11 protein-coding genes are annotated in these 14174 nt (G+C 74.6%); 5 read left to right on the forward strand and 6 right to left on the reverse strand.

Annotated features, from left to right (window positions below):
- Positions 1 to 122: 122 nt before the first annotated feature.
- Positions 123 to 1310, reverse strand: coding sequence for an FAD-dependent oxidoreductase (locus B4U46_RS01750; protein ID WP_079431495.1), 1188 nt, complete (start codon positions 1308 to 1310; stop codon positions 123 to 125).
- Between the two features lie 358 nt (positions 1311 to 1668).
- On the opposite strand from B4U46_RS01750, the gene B4U46_RS01755 reads away from it, so the two are divergent.
- Positions 1669 to 1899 carry a hypothetical protein gene (locus B4U46_RS01755; RefSeq protein WP_100864548.1) on the forward strand — a complete coding sequence of 77 codons (231 nt, stop codon included), beginning with the start codon at positions 1669 to 1671 and terminating at the stop codon, positions 1897 to 1899.
- A gap of 11 nt (positions 1900 to 1910) precedes the next feature.
- Here B4U46_RS01755 and B4U46_RS01760 read toward each other — a convergent pair whose 3' ends face one another.
- Positions 1911 to 3527 carry a hypothetical protein gene (locus tag B4U46_RS01760; protein WP_107438201.1) on the reverse strand — a complete coding sequence of 539 codons (1617 nt, stop codon included), beginning with the start codon at positions 3525 to 3527 and terminating at the stop codon, positions 1911 to 1913.
- A 267-nt stretch (positions 3528 to 3794) separates the two neighbouring features.
- On the opposite strand from B4U46_RS01760, the gene B4U46_RS01765 reads away from it, so the two are divergent.
- From B4U46_RS01765 to B4U46_RS01775, 3 genes are all read left to right on the forward strand, one after another.
- Complete coding sequence (locus tag B4U46_RS01765) at positions 3795 to 4319, forward strand: cupin domain-containing protein (protein ID WP_079423423.1); 525 nt, start codon at positions 3795 to 3797, stop codon at positions 4317 to 4319.
- A 104-nt stretch (positions 4320 to 4423) separates the two neighbouring features.
- The gene (locus tag B4U46_RS01770; RefSeq protein ID WP_079423425.1) at positions 4424 to 5899 is read left to right on the forward strand and encodes an MFS transporter; all 1476 of its coding nucleotides are present in this window, start codon (positions 4424 to 4426) and stop codon (positions 5897 to 5899) included.
- Positions 5896 to 6513, forward strand: a complete 618-nt coding sequence (locus tag B4U46_RS01775; protein WP_079423427.1) for a TetR/AcrR family transcriptional regulator — start codon at positions 5896 to 5898, stop codon at positions 6511 to 6513. Before B4U46_RS01770 ends, B4U46_RS01775 begins: the two co-directional genes overlap by 4 nt.
- A 49-nt stretch (positions 6514 to 6562) precedes the next feature.
- Here the strand turns inward: B4U46_RS01775 and B4U46_RS01780 are convergent, their stop codons facing one another.
- From B4U46_RS01780 to B4U46_RS01790, 3 genes are all read right to left on the reverse strand, one after another.
- Complete coding sequence (locus tag B4U46_RS01780; RefSeq protein ID WP_237292511.1) at positions 6563 to 7453, reverse strand: Imm49 family immunity protein; 891 nt, start codon at positions 7451 to 7453, stop codon at positions 6563 to 6565.
- An 83-nt stretch (positions 7454 to 7536) separates the two neighbouring features.
- Entirely contained in the window at positions 7537 to 8874 is a 1338-nt protein-coding gene (locus B4U46_RS01785; RefSeq protein WP_079423431.1) for a M1 family metallopeptidase, read from the reverse strand.
- 79 nt (positions 8875 to 8953) lie between these two features.
- Entirely contained in the window at positions 8954 to 12934 is a 3981-nt protein-coding gene (locus B4U46_RS01790) for a Pls/PosA family non-ribosomal peptide synthetase (protein ID WP_079423432.1), read from the reverse strand.
- Positions 12935 to 13182: 248 nt separating this feature from the next.
- Between B4U46_RS01790 and B4U46_RS01795 the strand changes: the two genes are divergently transcribed.
- Positions 13183 to 13395 (forward strand): hypothetical protein, encoded by a 213-nt coding sequence (locus B4U46_RS01795; RefSeq protein WP_079423434.1) that lies wholly within the window; start codon positions 13183 to 13185, stop codon positions 13393 to 13395.
- Between the two features lie 115 nt (positions 13396 to 13510).
- Here the strand turns inward: B4U46_RS01795 and B4U46_RS01800 are convergent, their stop codons facing one another.
- Positions 13511 to 13963, reverse strand: coding sequence for a hypothetical protein (locus B4U46_RS01800; protein WP_079423436.1), 453 nt, complete (start codon positions 13961 to 13963; stop codon positions 13511 to 13513).
- Positions 13964 to 14174 lie beyond the last annotated feature (211 nt).

Here is a 14174-nt window from a genome sequence, read left to right on the forward strand (position 1 = left end):
CGACACGGCCCTGTGGGGTGGGGATGCCGATCATATCCAGCCAGTCCGAATAAACGGAGACCCTACTTCCACGCGGGTGTGCGGCAGCGCGCCGGGGGGCCGGCCGCGGGCCGTCCGGAGGGTCAGCGCAGGGACTCCTTCGGGGGGCGCTCGCGGAGGGCTCCGTAGCCGATGAAGTGGGCGGGGATGCGATTGAGCCAGCGGGATTCCGTGACCAGTTCCGTCATCCGCTGGGCGCGCCGGGGGTTGCCGAAGGCGGCCCGGCCGGCCAGCAGCGGTTCGATGACCTGGGCGTGGGCCAGGCGCTGGAGGCCCTGCGTCGCCACCGTGGTGGGCCAGCGGCGCAGTTGGACGCGGCGCACGTCGTGCAGGCCGACGGTGCCCGCGCGCAGCGGGTGCACCAGGTGGCGGGCGGCGGCCACGGCGTCCTGGACGGCCAGGTTGATGCCGATGCCGAAGACGGGCGACATCGCGTGGGCGGCGTCACCGATGCACAGCAGTCCCGGCCGGTGCCAGCGGCGCAGCCGGTCGAGCCGGACGTCGAGGAGTTTGACCTCGTCCCAGGAGGTGACGGAGCCGGCGCGGTCGGCCAGCCAGGGCGCGGCCTGCGTGAAGCGGGTCATGAAGCGCTCCAGCCCCTCGGCGCGGCGCTCGGCGTCCGTGCCCTTGGGGATGAGGGCGGCGCACTGCCAGTAGTCGCCCCGGTCGATGAGGGCGGTGAAGAAGCGGTCGCCGAGCCCGCCGACGAGCCCGCTGGGGTCGTCCTCGTGGCGCGGCAGGCGGAACCACCAGGCGTCCATGGGGCAGGCGAAGCCCTCCAGGCCGAGTTCCGGCAGGGTCCGGGCGAGCGAGCTGCGGCCGTCGCAGGCCACGGTGAGGGTGGCCCGCAGCTCGCCGGTGCGGCCGTCGGCGGTGCGGTAGCGCACGCCCGTGACCCGGCCGCGTTCCATGAGGAACGAGGTCGCGCCGGTGTCCATGCGCAGCCGGAAGGACGGTTCCTTGCCCGCCTCGTCGGCGAGGAGGTCGAGGAGGTCCCACTGGGGCACCATCGCGATGTAGTTGTACGTGCCGTGCAGGGCCGCGAGGTTGCCCACCGTGACGAGGGAGCGGTCGGGTCCGATGGGCAGCTGGACGGAGGAGACCCGGCGTTGCGGCAGCCGGGCGAAGCGTTCGGCGAGGCCGATGTCGTCCAGGAGCGAGAGGGTCGACGGGTGCACGGTGTCGCCGCGGAAGTCCCGCAGGAAGTCCCCGTGTTTCTCCAGGACCGTCACCTCGACCCCGGCCCGGGCCAGCAGCAGCCCCAGCACCATGCCGGCCGGCCCCCCTCCCACCACGCAGCACGTCGTGCGTTCCTGTTCCACGGGGGCACACCCTTCTCGGGAATCCGGGCTCGCTTGCGGGCCGCCCGAGGTGACGACTCACAGGTAGGTGACTAGCATGGTCAGAAGAGGGCCGCCACCGTGCGAACGGGTGAATCACCTGCGGTGATGCAGACGGCCCGGTGAATGAGCGGTCCAGCCCATGGGTCCGTGGCCCGATCGGCCACGTTGACGGCGGATGCGCCCCCCACGTGTATCGGGCAAGGGCAGAAACTCCGTTCTGTTGGCGAAAGGAGGAGAAATCCGCTCAGCGCCGTGTGCGGCGCAGTACGAGAAGGGTTGGGAAACCATGCAAGCACTGAGAGTGAAGCGGCTCTTCGCGGCCTCCGCGATCGGAGTCCTCCTGGCCGGCGGCGCCGCCCTCGGCGCGGCGGGCACGGCCTCCGCCGCAGCGCCCACCCACGCGGTCACCTACAGCCACGGTGGCGGCGGATGGGACGACGACGGATACGGTCACGGCCACGGCTGGTACGACGACGACGATGACGACTGGGGCGGAGGGTACGACGACTGCGGCTGAACGGCCGGGCGTCAACGAGCTGTGCGGGCCGCCGAGCCGGTGGTCCGTACAGTGACGCGTGCGTGGGGGCCGTAGCGGTCGTAGTAGTCCTGGAGCAGACCGGACTCCTCCAGGACGGCGTCGGCCCAGGCACGGTCCAGGCCGGGGGGTGCGGGGCGGGTGGCGACGGCGCAGGCTCCGGTGAGCATGCCCGCGTAGACGAGGTCGGAGTGGAGGTTGCTGATGCTGTCCGTCTCGTGGAAGTTGACGGGCCGGCCGCCGGCCAGCACCGTGACGTCGACGCCGCCGGGCAGCACGTGGGTGCGCGAGCAGGGGCGTTCCACGGGATCGCCCTCGGCCAGGGCCTCGAGGGCGGGGAGGTCGAACTCGATGTCGCGGCTGCTGACGCTGGCCAGGTAGGCGGGGCGTCTGAGGGAGCGGAACTCCCGGGTGGACATGCTGGTGCGGCCGGTGACGCCGAAGACGAGCAGCGGCTCGTGCCGGTCCAGCAGGGCGGGCAGGTCCCGGTCGGTGACGTAGCCGCTCTCGTGCGCGTCGATGAGCTGGAGGATGTCGGCGTCGTGGACGGCGACCCGCATCCGGCGCTGGGTGAGCAGGGCGGCGATGTGCGCGCCGACGTTGCCGTAGCCGACGACCAGCGCCGGCTGGCCCTCGATCTTGACGGCGGGCAGCAGTTCCAGGGCCGTGGTGACGGCTTTCTCGGCGATCCAGTACGACTCGATGCGCCCCTTGAGGCGGGACTGGGCCACCGAGAACACCGGGAAGGGCAGCTCGGGTTCGCGGCCCTGGAGCTTGTAGATCCCGGACATGGTCTGCTCCACCACCCCTGCCCACTCCCCCGCCCCGGCCGGCGCGGGCTCCCCGGCGCGGGCCCGGTCCAGCAGGGCCGGCGCGACGTATCCGCCGTCGTCCAGGGCCAGGCAGCGCAGGCCCCTGCGGCGGGCCCGCTCGGTGTGCTCGCGCACCGCGGCCGGGTCTCCGGCGTCGACGACGCGCACGCCCTGTTCGACGAGGTGGCCGTGGACGCGGTGGCGCCACTGGTACGCGTAGTCCTTGCGCAGGACCGTCATCGCGTCCAGCGGGGCGCCGAGTTCGGCGAGGCAGCCGACGAGGTGGACGAGGTCGGTGAGGAAGTGGCCGGTGACCAGCACCGCGAAGCCCTCGAGGGGCCGGCCGGGGCGCAGGCGTTCGACGGCGGCGCTCATCAGCGGCAGCTCGCCCGCGACGCGCACCACCTCGTGCGGGGAGAGGGGCTGGCGGTGCCAGATCTCGGCCCAGTGCTCCAGCGAGGCCGGCGAGGGGGTCCTGCCCTGGCCCGCCAGGCGCAGGTTCAGCCGCAGCAGGGGCGATCCGGCGCCGTCGCGGCGCATCTCGGTGGAGACGTACATCGCCGCGTGCAGGCCGGGTTCGAGGCGGGCGGTGAGTTCCCCTCCGGCATGGGTGAGCACGGCGTCCGGCCCGGCGGCCTCGCACAGGCGGCGGGCGGCGCGGTACAGGAGGTGCGGGCCGTCCTCGGGGTCGCCGGCCACCTCGACCGCGGTCGCCGCGAAGGGGACCGGGCCGCCGGCGGGCCGGCCGGTGCGGTGGTCCGGGCGCGGGGCGGTCAGGGTATTCGATTCTCGGTCCACAGGAATTCCCATCCGTTCCACCCGCTCGAATTCAATGAGTTTCCGACAAGGGGATCGCCCGTCATTTCCGAATGGATTCGGTGACGCTCCGTCGAGCGCCCCGCAGGTGAGACGTGCGGCGGGGCACGGGAATGAGATTACGGTCGTTCCGGAAATGTCCACCGCATTACGGGTGGAACCGCCCTCGAATCCGCCTGGAACCACGGGGCGGCCGGGGGCGGGCGTCCGATACTCGAGCGACCTGGTGCCCACCCGAGGAGGAAAACCGTGCCCACGGCACACGACTGGATCGACGCCCTCGCCCTGGAACCGCACGTGGAGGGCGGGTATTTCCGGCGGACCTTCCAGGCGGACCACCGCCCTTTGATCGCGACCGACGCGGGTGACCGGTTCACCCTGACGTCGATCCACTATCTGCTCACCCACTGGTCCCCGGTGGGGCACTGGCACCTGAACCGCTCCGACATCCTGCATTTCCACCACCACGGCGATCCGCTCACCTACCACCTGCTGCATCCGGACGGCCGGCACGAGACCGCCGTGCTCGGACAGGACCCGGGGCGGGGCGAGGTGCTGACCCTGGCCGTGCCGGGCGGCGTGTGGAAGGCCTCCCACCTCACGGCCGGGGACCACGCCCTGATCAGCGAGGCCGTCGCGCCGGGGTTCGACTTCGCCGACATGACCCTGGGCCGGCCGCAGGAGCTGGCGGCGCTGTTTCCGCAGCACGAGGAGCTGGTGCGGCGCTACTGCCGTCCGGCGGGCGCGGAGGGCCCTGCGGCGCCTGCGGGGTGAGGGCCCGCACGGGTGCGGACAGCGGGGTGCACAGTCGTTTACCCTGGGGGTGAACAATCGTGCACCCCCTTGGTGTCCCGCTCTCCTCCCCCGTCTGGAGCAGCATGCCCTCCGCGATACCGGCCTCCGGCCGCCCGCGCGCCCACGCCCGGCTCGTCGTCCCCGTCCTCGCCTTCTGCGGCATGGTCGTCGCCGTGATGCAGACCCTGGTGGTCCCGCTGCTGCCGCACGTGCCCGCCCTGACGGGCGCGAGCCCCGGGGCCGCCGGCTGGCTGGTGACCATCACCCTCCTCACCGGGGCGGTCTTCACCCCGGTGCTCGGGCGCGTCGGGGACATGTACGGCAAGCGGCGGGTCCTGCTGGCCTCGCTCGGCGTGCTGACCCTCGGCTCGGTGCTGTGCGCGGTCAGCTCCGACATCGGGGTGCTGATCACCGGCCGGGCCCTGCAGGGCGCGGCCCTCGCGGTGATCCCGCTGGGCATCAGCATCATCCGCGACGAACTGCCTCCCGAGCGGGTGCTGCCCTCGATCGCCCTGATGAGCTCGACCCTCGGCATCGGGGCGGCGATCGGCCTGCCGGTGGCCGCGGTGGTCATGGAGAACTCCGACTGGCACACGATGTTCTGGGCCTCGGCCGCGCTCGGCCTGACCGACCTGCTCCTGGTGCTGTGGATCGTCCCGGAGTCCCCCGTACGCTCCCGGGGCCGCTTCGACCTCCTGGGGACCCTCGGCCTGGCCGGCTGCCTCGTCGGGCTGCTGCTCGCCATCACCCAGGGCGCCGACTGGGGCTGGACCTCCGCGCGCACCCTCGGCCTGCTCGGCACGTCCGCGGCCGTGGGCCTGCTGTGGGGCCGCTACGAACTGCGCACCCGCTCGCCCATGGTGGACCTGCGGGTCTCGGCGCGGCCCGCCGTGCTGCTGACCAACGTGGCGGCCCTGCTGATCGGTTTCGCCTTCTACGCCAACTCCCTCGTCACCGGGCAGATGGTGCAGGAGCCCACCAGTACGGGGTACGGGCTCGGGACGTCCATCGTGGTCAGCGGCCTGTGCCTGCTGCCCGGGGGCCTCGCGATGGTCGCCCTCTCCCCCGTCTCGGCGCGGATCTCCGCCGCGTACGGGCCCCGCACGGCCCTCGCGCTCGCCGCCGTCGTGATGGCCGTCGGCTACGTGGTCCGCTTCTACACCAGCCACAGCCTCTGGATGATCGTGGCCGGCGCCACCGTCGTCTCCTCGGGCACGGCGATCGCGTACTCGGCACTGCCCGCCCTGGTCATGCGGGCGGTGCCGGTGGGCGAGACGGCCGCGGCCAACGGTCTGAACACCCTGATGCGGTCCGTCGGCCAGGCCTGCTGCAGCGCGGTGGTCGCCGCCGTGCTGGCCCATCTGACGTTCAGGGCGGGCGGGCGCACCGCCCCGACCCTGCACGCGTACCTGCTGATCTTCCTGATCGCCGCCGGAGCCGCGCTCGCCGCGCTGGCCGCCACGCTGTTCCTGCCGTCGGACCGTCCGCGCGGCCGGGGAGCGAAGGGGGGTACGGTCACGGTGACAGCGTCCGTGACCGCCGCCCGGGAGAGCGCATGAGCACCACCGACGGAACCGCCCCCGCGACCGGCGCGGGCACCACGCCCGCCTCGGGCGAGGCGGGCGAGGCGGGCGCCGGGAGCGGGCGGGACGCCATCGTGCGGGCCGCGCGCCGGGCGTTCACGCTGCGGCCGTACGCCGAGGTCACCCTGCGCGGCATCGCCGCCGCGGCCGGGGTCAGCCCCTCGCTGATCGTGAAGCGGTTCGGCACCAAGGAGGCCCTGTTCAACACGGTCGCCGACTTCGGGGCGGCCGCCGACGCCCTGTTCGCCGCCCCGCTCCCGCAGCTCGGCCGGCACCTGGTCCTGACCATGGTCGCACTCCGTGACCGCTTCGGCGGGGACCCGCTGCTGCGGGTGGTGTTCTCCCTCGGCATCGAGGACGAACGCACCCTGCTGCGGGCGCGATTCCGCGAGCAGGTCACCGACCGGCTGGCCCGGAGCCTGCCGGGACCGGACGCCGCACTGCGCGCCGAGCTGATCGCCGGCCAGCTGCTGGGGCTGGGCGCCACCCTGAGCCTGCACCGCCCCGACGGGGCGGGCGCGCAGGCGAGCGCCGAGCACCTGGCCGACCTGTACGCGCCCGGCCTCCAGCGCCTGGTCGACGGCGCCTGACGCGCCGCGCCGGGCGGCTGCGGCGGGCAGCCGTCCGGCGCGCGCGGCCTCAGACCGTTGCGAAGCCGGTGACCAGGGCGAGCGGCAGGTAGTCCGTGTCGGCCGCGGGTGTCCAGCCGTGGCTCCGGTACGCCAGCGCGGCCAGGGCGAGCGGCAGCAGCGGCAGGAGACTGCGCGGCCGGACGCCGGGGCCCGGCTGGGCGCTGTGGGCCGACAGGAGTGCGGCGAGCCCGGAGTCGAAGGCCTCGCGGTCACCGGCGGACAGGGCGCGCAGCACGCGCAACCCCATGGCGTGCGGCCGGTCGAGGAGAGCGCCCTCGCCGTCCGCGGCCCGCGCGCGCATCCGCTCCAGCCCGGCGTCGATGGCGGCGAGCTCCGCCCGGACGCCCGGCGCAGGCTCCACCTCCTCGTCCCCGGTGTCCCCGACGACCTCGGCCATGAGGCCCTTGACGAGCTCCGTGGCGGGGTTGCCCGGAGCGTTCTCGGCCCAGTCCTGGCGGGCGAAGTGGAACGCCTCGCCGTTGTCCGCGACCTTGTCGGCGAGGATCGTGAGGCAGAACGCGTCGATCCACTCCGAGGGGGTGACGCCGTCCAGCTCGTCGCGCTCGCCACCAGGCCGGTAACTCATCCCGAAGTTCACGTGGTCGAGGAAGACGTGGAAGGACTCGTACGTGTGGTACGCGGCGTACGCGACCGCGCCGGCCGCGGCCGCGGCGGCGTCCTTCAGGACCGCCTCCGCCTCCGGGGTGTCGAGGGCGGGCGTCCCCACGGACAGCGCGCCCAGATGGTCGAGGAGTTCCTCCGCGAGCCGCTGCCACTCGTAGGTGGCCATCGGCCCTCCCCGCGACATCGTGCGGACCTGCCCCCCGATCCGGTTCTCGAAGTCCTCCAGGGCCGCCGAAACAGCCGCTTCGTCCACCTGATGACGCTCTATCCGCACAGCCCACTCCTTGATCACCGAACTGCCCCCAGCCTAGGGCCCGGGTCTGACAGCGCGTCGGGGCGGGGCGGCGGACCCGCCGCTCAGGGGCCGTGCGGGGGCCGGGGCAGCGGGGGCAGGGCCGGTTCGTCCAGCCAGGACGCGCACAGGGCGTCCGTCGGAGCGTCCGCGTGGCGGGCCACGTGCGCGGTGAAGGCGGACGTGGTCACCACGCCGTGGCGGTGCCGCGTCGCCCAGTCGCGGAGCATGCGGAAGAAGGCCCCGTCGCCCAGTTCGCAGCGCAGCGCGTGCACGGTGAGGCCGCCGCGCTGGTAGAGGCGGTCGTCGAACATCAGCTTGCGGCCCGGGTCGGACAGGCGCAGGTCCTGCGGCCGGGACGCGAGCAGCCGGTGCGCGGCGGCGGCCAGTTCGTGTGCGGTGCGGCCGCCGGAGCGTTCCGACCAGAGCCATTCGGCGTACTTGGCGAAGCCCTCGTTGAGCCAGATGTGCCGCCAGTCGGCGATGGTCACGCTGTTGCCGAACCACTGGTGGGCGAGCTCGTGGGCGATGAGCCGTTCCGCGCCGCGGGCGCCGTCGACGTGGTTGGTGCCGAACGTGGACAGCCCCTGGGCCTCCACCGGCACGTCGAGTTCCTCGTCGGCGACGACCACCGTGTACTCGCCGAAGGGGTAGGGCCCGAACAGCTCCTCGAACAGGCGCATCATGGCGGGCTGGCGGGCGAAGTCGTGGGAGAACCGGGGCAGCAGGTGCACGGGTACGTGGGCGCTCTGGGGGACGCCGCCGGGTCCGGCGCCGTCGAGCGGGACCGTCTGGTACATGCCGACGGACAGGCCGACGAGGTAGCTGGAGGTGGGCGCGGGCTGCTCGTACACCCAGGTGGTGGTGCTGGCCCCGGTGGTGCGGGTCAGCAGCCGGCCGCCGGCCGCGACCGTGTAGGCGGAGGGCGTGTTGAGGGAGATGTGGTAGGAGGCCTTGTCGGCGGGCCGGTCGTTGCACGGGTACCAGGAGGGGGCGCCGACCGGCTGGCTGGCCACCAGCGCGCCGTCGGTCAGCTCCTCCCAGCCGAGACCGCCCCACGGGCTGCGCACCGGCCGGGGGTTGCCCGACCAGTGCACCTCCACGGTGAAGGCCGCGGCCGCGGGCAGCGCTTTGGCGGGCCGGATCCGCAGCCGGCCCGCGCGGTGGGTGTAGTGCGCGGCCCGGCCGTCGACCAGGACCCGGCCCACCTTGAAGTCGGCGAGGTTGAGCTGGAACTCGGGCAGGGCCGCCGGGCCGGCGATCGCGCTGATCCGGGCCCGGCCGGTGAGCCGGTTGGGTCCCGGGCGGTACTCCAGGGCGAGTTCGTAGCGGTGCGCGCGGTAGCGCGGGTCGCCGTTCTGCGGGAAGTACGGGTCCGGTGCCGGTGTCTGCTGGCCGCTCACTGCCGTGTCCGCTCCCTGCGCCGTGCTCGTCGGGGGTGCCGGTGTGCCGTCCCGCCGCCGGCCGCGGAAGGCGGGTTCGTCAGCGCCACGCCTCGATCGGGTTGCCCAGCCAGCGGGTGTCGTCGGGAACGGATTCCCCGGCCATCACGAGGGAGGCGGGGCCCACCGCGGCGCGGGCTCCGATCGTGCTCCCGGGCAGGACGATCCCGCCCGGGCCCAGGGTGGCGCCCTCGCGCAGCACCACAGTATCGGTCCGCAGGATCCGGTCGTGGAAGAGATGCGTCTGCAACACGCAGCCCCGGTTGACGGTGACCGCGTCGCCGAGGGCCACCAGGTCCGTCTCGGGCAGCCAGTGGCTCTCGCACCACACCCCGCGTCCGATCCGGGCGCCGAGCCCGCGCAGCCACAGGGTCAGCAGCGGGGTGCCGGGCACCGATCCGGCCAGCCAGGGCACGGCGAGGACCTCCACGAAGGTGTCGGCGAGCTCGTTGCGCCAGACGAAGGCGCTCCACAGCGGGTGCTGCCCCACCCGGTGCCGGCCCACCAGCAGCCACTTGGCGGCCACGGTGAGCGCGCAGGCGGCGGCCCCGGCGGTGAGCAGGACCGCTCCGGACAGCAGCGCGGCGCCCCAGGGGCCCAGCGGACGCGCCAGGGCGCTGAGCGCCGCCCCGCTGAGAACGGCCAGGGCGGCCGAGCAGAACACCGGGACGAGCCGGCAGAGTTCGACCAGGCCGCGCGCCCACAGCAGCCGCGCCGGCGGATCGTAGGTGCGGCCCTGGTCGGCGGCGGCCGCGGAGCGGGGCAGCCGGACCGGCGGCAGGCCCAGGTAGGAGCCGCCCTTCTTGGCCTTCTTGGGCGTCGCGGACAGCACCGCGACCAGCCCGTCGTCGGGGACCCTGCGGCCGGGGGCGGTCATGCCGGAGTTGCCGAGGAAGGCGCGGCGGCCGATCCTCGACTGCCCGATCCGCACCCAGCCGCCGCCGAGTTCGCAGGGGGCGGTCAGGGTGTCGTCGGCGAGGAACGCGCCGTCGCCGACGGTGGTCAGGCTGGGCAGTCCGAGGACGGTGGAGACCTCCGCGCGGCGGCCGACGCGCATGCCGAGCAGCCGCAGCCACACGGGGGTGGCCAGCGCCGCGTACAGCGGGAAGAGCGTGTCCCGGGCGAGGTCCATCAGCTGGGTGACCGCCCAGGCCTGCCAGCCGGTCCGGCTGTGCGTGGGGTGGCTGCCCGTGCGCAGTCCGAGGCTGAGCGCGCGCACGCAGACCAGCACCAGCAGGGCGTAGGCGAGCCCGTAGGCGAGCGCCCCGGGCACCACCGCGAGCAGCGCCCCGCGCAGGGCCCTGCCCGCGCCGGCGCCGGCGGGGACGAACCGGCCCGCCACGAGGAGGGCCGGCAGGGCGGCGAGCAGGGGCAGGGCGGTGAGGCCCACGCCGGTCGCCCCGTACATCGTGCGCCACAGGAACGGGCGCGGCGGGCGCTGCCGGGGCCAGTCGTGTTTGGCCCGGCCGAGTTTGACGGCGGGGGCTCCGGCCCACCGCTGGCCGGTCGGGACGTGTCCGACGACGGCGGACCCGGGGGCCACCTCGGCCCGCTTGCCGACCCGCGCGCCGGGGAAGAGCAGGCTGCGGGTGCCGACGACCGCGCCCGCGCCGACCCGGACGGGGCCGATCACGAGCCGGTCCCCGTCCAGCCAGTGCCCGCGCAGGTCCACCTCGGCCTCCACGGCGCAGCCGCGGCCGAGCCGGAGCATGCCGGTGACCGGCGGCAGGGAGTGCAGGTCGACCTCGGGGCCGACCCGGGCGCCGAGGGCCCGCGCGTAGCGTTCCAGCCAGGCCCCGGTGAGGGAGGTCGCGCCGGCGCACTCGGCGAGCCGCTCGGCGGTCCACAGCCTCAGGTGCACGCTGCCGCCCCGCGGATGCCGTCCCGCCGTCACCCCGCGCAGCAGCAGGCGTGCGCCGCCCGCCGCGATCGCGAGGCGGCCGGGCGGGCTCAGCAGCAGCACCGCCCCGGCCCCCACGAGCCACCAGGAGGCGGCGGGCGCCCACGGGTAGGGGCCGAGCCGGTGCAGGACGTTGCCCAGGGCGAACAGCACCACCGTCCAGCGCAGGCCGGCCAGGGTGAACAGCGGGAGCAGCAGCAGCGTCTGGAGGATCCGGGAGCGGAGCGGGACCGGGACGACGGTCCGGGGTGCCTCGTCCTCCCGTACGGATTTCTCCAGCCGCCGGGCCAGCTTGCGCAGGACGGGCTGCTGGTAGACGTCGAGGACGGCCGCTCGGGGGTAGCGGGTGCGCAGCAGGGTGGCGAGCCGGGCGGCGGCGAGGCTGCCGCCGCCGATGGCGAAGAAGTCGTCGCCGGCGCCGGTGACGGGCACGCCCAGGGCCTCGGTCCACTGTTCGGCGAGCCAGGCCTCGGTGCCGTGGAGCCGTTCGGCGGGCGCGGTGGCCGCGGCTGCGGGCAGGGGCCAGGGCAGGGCGTCGCGGTCGACCTTGCCGGAGGTGCGGGTCGGGAGTGCGTCGACGGGGGCGAGCAGCGGGACGAGCGCGGCGGGCAGTTCGGCGCGCAGCCGGGCGAGGGCGGCCGCGTGGTCCCAGCCGTCCTGGGTGACGAGGTAGCCGACGAGGAGCTGGTTGCCGCCGCGTGCGGTGCGTACGGCGGCGGCCGCTGCGGAGACACCGGGCAGGGCCTGGAGGGCGGCGTCCACCTCGCCGAGTTCGATGCGGCGGCCGCCCAGTTTGACCTGTTCGTCGCCGCGCCCGAGGAAGACCAGGCCTTCCGGTTCCGCGCGCACCAGGTCGCCGCTGCGGTAGGCGCGCGGCCAGCCGAGGGAGGGGAGCGGGGCGTACTTCTCGGCGTCCTTGCCGGGGTCGAGGTAGCGGGCCAGTCCGACGCCGCCGATGACGAGCTGGCCGCTGCCGCCCATGGGTACCGGTTCGCCCGATCCGTCGACGACGGCGAGTTCCCAGCCGGCCAGGGGCAGCCCGATGCGGACCGGTTCCTCGCCGGTCAGGAGCGCGGCGCAGGCGACGACGGTGGCTTCGGTGGGGCCGTAGGTGTTCCAGACCTCGCGTCCCTCGGTGACCAGACGCCGGCTCAGCTCGGGCGGGCAGGCCTCGCCGCCGAAGACCAGCAGCCGGACCTCGTCGAGGCTTTCGGGCTCCCAGAGCGCGGCCAGGGTCGGGACGGTGGAGACGACGCTGATCTCCTGGTCCACCAGCCAGGGCCCGAGGTCGGCGCCGCCGCGCACCTGCGAGCGCGGGACGGGCACCAGGCAGGCGCCGTGGCGCCAGGCCAGCCACATCTCCTCGCAGGAGGCGTCGAAGGCCACGGACAGGCCGGCCATGACCCGGTCCCCGGGGCCGAGGGGATCGTCGGCGAGGAAGAGCGCGGCCTCGGCGTCGACGAAGGCGGCGGCGCTGCGGTGGGTGACGGCGACGCCCTTGGGGCGGCCGGTGGAGCCGGAGGTGAAGATGATCCAGGCGTCGTGCTCGGGTGCGGGCGGGGCGGAGCGGACCCGGTCGTGGGCGCGGGGGCCGGTGAGCTCGATGCCGGGACCGGCGCCGAGGACGGCCCGGACCCCGGCCTCGGCGAAGACGAGTGCGGCCCGCTCGTCGGGGTCCTCCGCGTCGACCGGCACGTAGGCGGCCCCGGCGGCGAGGACGGCGAGGACGGAGGCGTAGAGGTCGTTGGTCCCGGAGGGTACCCGTACGCCGACGCGGTCTCCGAGCCCGATCCCGCAGGCGGCCAGGACCCGCCGCCTGCGCTCGACCTCGGCGGCCAGGGCCCGGTAGGTCAGGCGGGCGGTGCCGTCGTCGAGGGCCGGTTCGTCGGGGTGGGCGCGCACGGAGGCGGCGAAGACGTCGACGAGGGTGCGGGGCGGGGCGGGGGGCCCGGCGGAGAACCGGGCGGACTTGGAAGAGGCCCCGTCGGGGGCCCCGGCCGGGCGGGGGCCGGGGTCCGCCGGCGCGGCCCCGCCTCCTTCCCCGGCCCGTTCCCCGGCTCCGGGCCGCTCCCCGTCCTCGTCGAGCAGATCGAGTTCCCCGTGCCCTGGTGTGATTGCCATCGGCCCTCGCGTCTCGTTCCGGAAGCGTCCGGAGCGCGGGGCGCTGCGTTCCGGCGCCGGACAGCCCATCAGCGTAGTGCGGCGGTGCGGGGATTCCGGTTGAAGCGCCGGGCGTGGCCGGATCACGCCGCCCTTCGGGTGGTGGCCGGACGTGTCGGGCGCCCGGCACCGGCAGGGGTTCGCGATGCTGGGCCGGGCGCGGCAGCGGGACGACGGCCGGCCTCCCGCACGGTGACAAGGAGAACGGCATGCCGACGGACTCGGTCGGACGGTTCCTGACGGCTCTGGACCCCGGGCACCGGGAGGCCGTCGCGGCCAGGCCGCGCGAGGAGCAGGAGCGCCTCGCGGCGGCCTGGGAGGAGGAGCTGGGGGTGGGCGACGAGCTCGACACCCTCGACGAGCTGTCCCCGCCCGCCGCCGAGGCGGAGGCGGCCCGGCGGGTCATGGAGCGCGAGTCCTGACTCCGCCGGTCCCCGTACCGCCCGCCCGCCCGCCCGCCGGTGCCGGGGTGTCCGTCACCGGCGGGGAAGGGCACTTCGGGGAAGGCCACTTCACGCCTTTACGGCGGCGCGGCTCTCAGCAGCCGAGGGTGACCTCGTGGACGACGGGCCTGGCGGTCCAGGGGAACGAGGCGACAGCGAAGGCGGCGCGCACGGTCGATCCGCAGGGGGCGGAGGCGATCTGTCCCAGGACCTCGACGGTCGAGGAGGTGAAGACGACCGGCCATTGCCGTGTGACGGGCGCGCCCTCGCCGACGACCTCGACGGACAGGGTCGTGAACAGCTGCTTCGGCGCCGGGGCCGGGCTGCCGGGAGAGGGCGGGCCGGCGAGTCCGACCGTGCCGTAGAACTCGACGGTGGTGCCGGTGACTTCGGCGCACACCCGGGTGGACAGGCCCGCCTGGAGACCGGAGGGTCCGCAGGAGGTGACCGTCTCGGCGGGGGTCGCAGGGGTGTCGGCGAACGCGGGGGCGGCCGTCAGGACGGTGAGGGCGGCGGCGCCGGCGGTCAGGAGGGCTAAGCGGTTCATCGGGATTCTCCCCAGGGGAATGGTCATGGATCGCTGCCCGGATGCCCACCCGGACAGGTCTTATGTCATGTGATATTTCACATGACATAAGAATGCAAGGTGATCATGAGCTGAACCCCGCGCACCCGGCCCATGACGACTCCCCCCGCGCACCGTACGATTCCGGCCGGTGGAAGCAGAGCGAACGGGGAACAGAATGCGCAGGCCAGGG

It is taken from the genome of Streptomyces katrae, from assembly GCF_002028425.1.
In the GTDB taxonomy this organism is placed as follows: Bacteria; Actinomycetota; Actinomycetes; order Streptomycetales; family Streptomycetaceae; genus Streptomyces; species Streptomyces katrae_A.

What these genes read in the sequence shown, in the direction of transcription:
- B4U46_RS01800 (WP_079423436.1), bottom strand. Translation starts at nt 13,963, where the DNA reads ATGAACCGCTTAGCCCTCCTGACCGCCGGCGCCGCCGCCCTCACCGTC.
- B4U46_RS01750 (WP_079431495.1), bottom strand. Translation starts at nt 1,310, where the DNA reads ATGGTGCTGGGGCTGCTGCTGGCCCGGGCCGGGGTCGAGGTGACGGTC.
- B4U46_RS01770 (WP_079423425.1), top strand. Translation starts at nt 4,424, where the DNA reads ATGCCCTCCGCGATACCGGCCTCCGGCCGCCCGCGCGCCCACGCCCGG.
- B4U46_RS01775 (WP_079423427.1), top strand. Translation starts at nt 5,896, where the DNA reads ATGAGCACCACCGACGGAACCGCCCCCGCGACCGGCGCGGGCACCACG.
- B4U46_RS01795 (WP_079423434.1), top strand. Translation starts at nt 13,183, where the DNA reads ATGCCGACGGACTCGGTCGGACGGTTCCTGACGGCTCTGGACCCCGGG.
- B4U46_RS01790 (WP_079423432.1), bottom strand. Translation starts at nt 12,934, where the DNA reads ATGGCAATCACACCAGGGCACGGGGAACTCGATCTGCTCGACGAGGAC.
- B4U46_RS01755 (WP_100864548.1), top strand. Translation starts at nt 1,669, where the DNA reads ATGCAAGCACTGAGAGTGAAGCGGCTCTTCGCGGCCTCCGCGATCGGA.